Source organism: Micrococcus sp. MS-ASIII-49 (assembly GCF_000946635.1).
Taxonomy (GTDB): domain Bacteria; phylum Actinomycetota; class Actinomycetes; order Actinomycetales; family Micrococcaceae; genus Micrococcus; species Micrococcus luteus.
On record NZ_JXSP01000171.1, the window covers coordinates 1 to 5,508 of the forward strand.

The 5,508-nt window shown below is 75.5% G+C and carries 6 protein-coding genes and 1 riboswitch; all 6 genes read left to right on the top strand.

Going from position 1 to position 5,508, the window contains the following annotated elements; all coding sequences use genetic code 11:
* Positions 1 to 112 precede the first annotated feature (112 nt).
* A riboswitch (FMN riboswitch) is annotated at positions 113 to 257 on the top strand.
* An 82-nt stretch (positions 258 to 339) separates the two neighbouring features.
* On the top strand, positions 340 to 1,044 hold the full coding sequence (gene pnuC, locus SJ20_RS10865) for a nicotinamide riboside transporter PnuC (RefSeq protein ID WP_004167571.1): 705 nt from the start codon (positions 340 to 342) through the stop codon (positions 1,042 to 1,044).
* Positions 1,041 to 2,174, top strand: a complete 1,134-nt coding sequence (ribD, locus tag SJ20_RS10870; RefSeq protein WP_044659919.1) for a bifunctional diaminohydroxyphosphoribosylaminopyrimidine deaminase/5-amino-6-(5-phosphoribosylamino)uracil reductase RibD — start codon at positions 1,041 to 1,043, stop codon at positions 2,172 to 2,174. Before pnuC ends, ribD begins: the two co-directional genes overlap by 4 nt.
* Complete coding sequence (locus SJ20_RS10875) at positions 2,175 to 2,831, top strand: riboflavin synthase (protein WP_044659920.1); 657 nt, start codon at positions 2,175 to 2,177, stop codon at positions 2,829 to 2,831.
* Positions 2,828 to 4,141, top strand: a complete 1,314-nt coding sequence (locus SJ20_RS10880) for a bifunctional 3,4-dihydroxy-2-butanone-4-phosphate synthase/GTP cyclohydrolase II (RefSeq protein ID WP_044659921.1) — start codon at positions 2,828 to 2,830, stop codon at positions 4,139 to 4,141. Before SJ20_RS10875 ends, SJ20_RS10880 begins: the two co-directional genes overlap by 4 nt.
* On the top strand, positions 4,138 to 4,620 hold the full coding sequence (ribH, locus tag SJ20_RS10885) for a 6,7-dimethyl-8-ribityllumazine synthase (protein WP_044659922.1): 483 nt from the start codon (positions 4,138 to 4,140) through the stop codon (positions 4,618 to 4,620). Before SJ20_RS10880 ends, ribH begins: the two co-directional genes overlap by 4 nt.
* Before the next feature lie 546 nt (positions 4,621 to 5,166).
* On the top strand, positions 5,167 to 5,451 hold the full coding sequence (locus SJ20_RS11810; RefSeq protein WP_082067645.1) for a hypothetical protein: 285 nt from the start codon (positions 5,167 to 5,169) through the stop codon (positions 5,449 to 5,451).
* The last annotated feature ends 57 nt before the right edge of the window (positions 5,452 to 5,508 follow it).

The window sequence follows — 5,508 nt, forward strand, 5'->3', positions numbered from 1 at the left end:
CCCCCCCCCGCGCCTGCCACTAGCCCGGCGACGCGCCCGCCCGCCGCGCCGGACGTCGCCCGGCGACGTCCGGCATGCGCGGCCGGCCGGGCGTGCGATACTGCTGGACAGCAACGTGCTCCGAGATGCGGTGGAAATCCGCACCGGCGGTGACAGCCCGCTAACCGCGCGGCCCGTCCTCATCCGAGGCGGTGCCGGGCGGCCTGACCGGTGGAATTCCGGTGCCGACCGTACAGTCGGGATGGGAGAGGCACGCGGCGGAGCCGTTCCGCGCCCTGCGCGGGAGGGCTGCGGAGCGCACCCCTCGGAGTCCCGATCCGAGGAGGTGGCGTCACGGTCATGGACTGGCTGGTGGACGCGTTCAACTGGACCATCCCGGTCGCCGGCGGCGGCCTGCTCATGCGCGAGGTGCTGGGCAACGTCTTCGGCCTCGCCTCCGCCCTGGGCGGCATGGCGCGCAGGGTCTGGGCCTGGCCCGTGGGCATCCTCGGCAACCTCATCCTGCTGACGGTCTTCCTCGCCTCCCTGTTCACGGGGGCCGATCACGCCACCCTGCTCGGCCAGGCCGGCCGACAGGTCATGTTCATCGCCGTCTCCGTCTACGGCTGGGCGCGCTGGCGTCAGGCCCGCCGGGGCCACGCCGAGGACGCTCCCGCCATCACCCCGGAGTGGGCCGGCTGGCGCGGGCGCGTGTTCCTCGTGACGGCCATGGCGGTCGGCACCGTCGCCCTCACCCCCGTGTTCCGCGCCCTGGGTTCGTGGGAGCCGGTGTGGGCGGACGCCTGGACGTTCGTGGGATCGCTGCTGGCGACCTACGGCATGGCGCGCGGCTGGGTGGAGTTCTGGCTGATCTGGGTGGCCGTGGACGTCGTCGGCGTGCCCCTGCTGTGGAGCACCGGCTACTACGCCTCGGCCGTGATGTACGCCTTCTACGGCGCCTTCACCCTGATCGGCTTCTTCGTGTGGCTGCGCGCCACAGACCGGGACAAGCCCGCCGTGGAGACGCTGCTGCCGGACGGCCCCGAGGGGGACGTCGCCCGATGAGCGCCGCCGAGACCCCGTCCGCCGACCCCATGGACCTCGCCGTCCGCGCCGCGCTGCGCGGTGTGCGCGGCGCCAACCCCCTCGTCGGGGCCGTCCTGACCGACGAGGCCGGCCGCGTCCTGGCCGTCGGCCACCACCGCGGACGGGGGACTGCCCACGCCGAGGTCGACGCCCTGACCCGCTGGCGGGCCGCCCGCGCCACGGATCCGGCCCTGGCCGCCCTCGACCCCGCCGGCCTGACGCTGCACGTCACCCTCGAGCCCTGTGACCACACCGGCAGCACCGGCCCCTGCTCGCAGGCCGTCCTGGACGCGGGGATCGGCGCACTGCGCTACGCCGTCGCGGACCCCACCGGTCACGACGGCGGCGGCGCGGCCCGCCTCGCCGCGCACGGGGTGCACGTCACCGGCCCCACCGGCGAGGCGGCCGCCCTCACGCTCACCGCCCGCTGGCGCGAGGTCCGCGACGCAGGCCGTCCGTGGGTGACCGGGCACCTCGCTCAGTCCCTCGACGGCCACGCCGCGGCCGCCGACGGCACGAGCCAGTGGATCACCGGCCCGGACTCCCGCGTCCACGCCCACGAGGTGCGCTCCCGCGTCGACGCCATCGTCGTCGGCACGGGGACCGTGCTGGCCGACGACCCCCGCCTCACCGCCCGTGACGCCGTCGGCGCCGAACTCGCGCACCAGCCCGTGCCCGTCGTCCAGGGTCACCGGCCCGTGCCCGACGGCGCCGCCCTGCGCACCCACCCGGTGGTGCTGGAGGTCCTCGACCACGACCCGCACGCCGTCCTGGCCGTGCTCGCGGCCCACCCCGGGCCCTGGCCCCACGGCCGCCGTGCCGAGCACGTGCTCATCGAGGGCGGGCCCCGCGTGCTCGGCGCGTGGCTGCGCGCCAGCCTCGTGGACGAGCTCATGGTCTACACCGCGCCCCTGCTGCTCGGCCCGGGCCGCGCCGCCGTCGCCGGCCTGGACGTCGCCACGCTGTCCGAGGGACTGCGCTGGCACCCCGACCCCGCGGAGGGCGGCCCCGTCCGTGCCCTCGGCGTCGACGTCTGGACCCACCTGAGCCCGGTGCCGGCCCCGCGCCTGCCCACCGCCCCCGCCCCGACCCGTTTCCAGGAGGACTGAGTGTTCACCGGCATCGTCACCCATCTCGGCACCGTCGTCGCCCTCGAGCACGACGCGGCCGCCGACACCGCCCTGCTGACCCTCGACGCCGGCGGCGCCCTCGACGGGCTGCCCGCCGGCGGCTCGCTCGCCGTCGACGGCGTGTGCCTCACGGCCCTCGACGAGCCCACGGAGCGCCCCGGCGTGTTCCGTGCCGACCTCATGGGCCAGACGCTGCGCATGACCAGCCTCGGCGACCGCGCCCCGGGGGACCGGGTCAACCTCGAGCGCTGCCTGCGCCCCACCGACCACCTGGACGGGCACGTGGTCCAGGGCCACGTGGACGGGACCGGCGAGGTCCTCGCGGTCACCCCGCACGGGGCCTGGACCACTCTGCGCATCGGCCTGCCCGCCCGCCTGGCCCGCTACGTCCCCGCGCAGGGGGCCATCGCCCTGCAGGGCGTCTCCCTCACCGTCACCGCCGTCTCCGACCCGGGCGCGGCCGCGCACTGGTTCGAGGTCGGCATCATCCCGGCCACGCTCGAGGCCACCACCCTGGGCGCCCTGCGGCCGGGCAACCGCGTCAACCTCGAGACCGACGTCCTCGCCCGGTACGCCGAGCGTCTCGCGCTCATCCCGTCCGCCCCCGCCGCACCCACCGAGGAGGCCCGCCCGTGAGCGAGCACATCCGTCTGGACCCCGTCCCCGCGGCGATCGCCGCGATCGCCGCCGGCCGGCCCGTCGTCGTCGTGGACGACGCCGACCGCGAGAACGAGGGCGACCTGATCTACGCGGCCGCCCTGGCCACCGACGAGGTCACCGCCTTCACCGTCCGCCACACCTCGGGCGTCATCTGCGCGCCCCTGCCGGCCGGCCTGGCCGACCGCCTGGCCCTGCCGCCCATGACCACCGTCAACGAGGACCCCAAGGGGACCGCCTACACCGTGAGCGTGGACGCCGCCGCCGGCGTCACCACCGGCATCTCCGCCGCCGACCGCACCCGCACCCTCCGCGTGCTCGCCGACCCCGGTGCCGCCCCCGGTGACCTGACCCGGCCCGGTCACGTGTTCCCCCTGCGCGCCGTCCCCGGCGGCGTCCGGGCCCGCCGCGGCCACACCGAGGCCGGCGTCGAGCTGTGCCGCCTGGCCGGCGTCGCGCCCGTGGCCGCCATCGCCGAGCTCGTCCACGACGACGGCACCATGATGCGCCTGCCCGCCCTGCGGGAGTTCTCCGACGAGCACGATCTCGTCCTCATCTCCATCGAGGACCTCGTGGCCCACCTGGAGGAGACGACGCCGGCCCTGACCGCCGTCCCCGCCGAGGCCACCCTGCCGACCCGGCACGGCCTGTTCCGCGTGAGCGTGCACGTGGACGCCGAGACCGGGGCCGAACACCTGCTGCTCGTGGCGGGGGAGACCGACCCGGAGCGTCCCCTCACCGTCCGCGTGCACTCGGAGTGCCTCACCGGCGACGTCCTCGGCTCCCTGCGCTGCGACTGCGGCCCCCAGCTCGAGGACGCCCTGGCCCGCGCGGCGATCGAGGGCGGCGCCGTCCTCTACCTCCGGGGCCACGAAGGACGCGGCATCGGCCTGGCGAACAAGATCCGCGCCTACCGGCTCCAGGAGGAGGGGATGGACACCGTCGAGGCCAACCTCGCCCTCGGTCTGCCCGCCGAGGCGCGCGACTGGGCCGGGGCCGCCGCCGTCCTCACGGCCGCCGGCCATCGGCGCATCCGCCTGGTCACCAACAACCCCGCGAAGGTCGCGGGGCTGCGGGCGGCCGGCATCGACGTCGTCGAGCGTGTCCCGGCCCCCACGCCCGTCACCGAGCACAACGTCGTCTACCTGCGCACCAAGCGGGACCGGATGGCCCACGCCCTGGCGGACCGCGTGCTCGAACCGCCGACGGCCACCGGCGGCCCCGCCACGCCGGCCGATGACCCGACCACCGACCCGACCCACCCCACCCACCAGGAGGACACCCCATGAGCGGCGCCGGAGCCCCGACCTTCACCCCCGACCCCGCCGCTGCGAGCGGCCTGAACGTGGCGATCGTCGCCGCCCAGTGGCACACGGAGATCATGGACGGACTGATCGCCGGGGCGCAGGCCGCCGCAGCGGACCTGGGCCTGGAGCCCGTGCTCGTGCGCGTGCCCGGCACCGTCGAGCTCACCGTCGCTGCGGCGCGGCTGGCGGAGCGCTTCGACGCCGTCGTGGTCCTCGGCGTCGTGGTGCGCGGGGACACCCCGCACTTCGACTACGTGTGCCAGTCCGTGACCCAGGGCGTGACGGAGGTCTCGGTGCGCACCGGCGTTCCCGTGGGCTTCGGCGTGCTCACCGTGGACACCGAGCAGCAGGCCCGCGACCGGGCGGGCCTGCCCGGATCCCGAGAGGACAAGGGACGCGAGGCCCTCGAGGCGGCCGTCCTCACCGAGCTCGCGCTGCGCTCGGTCACGCCACGGGACTGAGGGTGGCCGGGCGGGGCTGCCTGCTGGGTCGGCTGCTCTCGACGTGGACCCTGTCCCCGGGGCCGGTGGGGTGATCGCAGGCCGGTCAACCGGGCCCGTCCGGAACGCCGGCAGCCCCGCGCCGTCATGGATGGGGTCGGCCGGAGGGCGCGGGGACCCGACGATAGAGGCGGAGACGCGAAGCCCCCGCCCTTCGTCTCGCTCGCGGCATCCACAGCTCGTCGTCCACTGCCCCGACCGTCAGGGCGGGCCGTTGACCCCCAACGCGTTCACCGCCGCAGACGGGTGATCTATGCGGCCCGCCCCGCCTCGGACGACTGCGTCGGGGTGCACGGAGCCTGCCGCAGCGTGGCCGCGTTCAAACAGTCCATGGCCCTGCTGGGAGCTGCGCGAGACCGGGCTGCTGCTCACCCCCCTGGTGCCGGCCCGCTCCATCGTCCCCGGTGCACGTCTGGCCTGCGACTGGCTGGGCCACTATGAGAAGCGCGAACCCGTCGCCTCCGCCTACGCCGACCTGGCCGGCCTCATCTTCGAAAGGATCACCGCATGAACGAGAAGCAGCTTGAGCCCGACCTGAGTCTGCGAGCACAGCGACGCAAGCCCACCCCGGCCCCCCAGACCCCGGCTCCCGGAGCGGTGATCCCCGCAGAACCGGCAACGACCTCGGACCCGGCCGGTGGGTATGCGCCCCTGGCGCGGCGTGGGGCGCCGACCGCGGCCCTGAACGTGCGAGTGCCCGAAGCGATCCGCGACGCGGTGCGTCGAGAGGCCGCCACGAACCCGGCAACGCCCAGCCAGGCCGCGGTCATCGAAGCCCTAGGGCATGTCTGACAATCGTTTGGACCATGCGATCACAGCATTCAGCACCACAGCGGACCGGTAGACGAT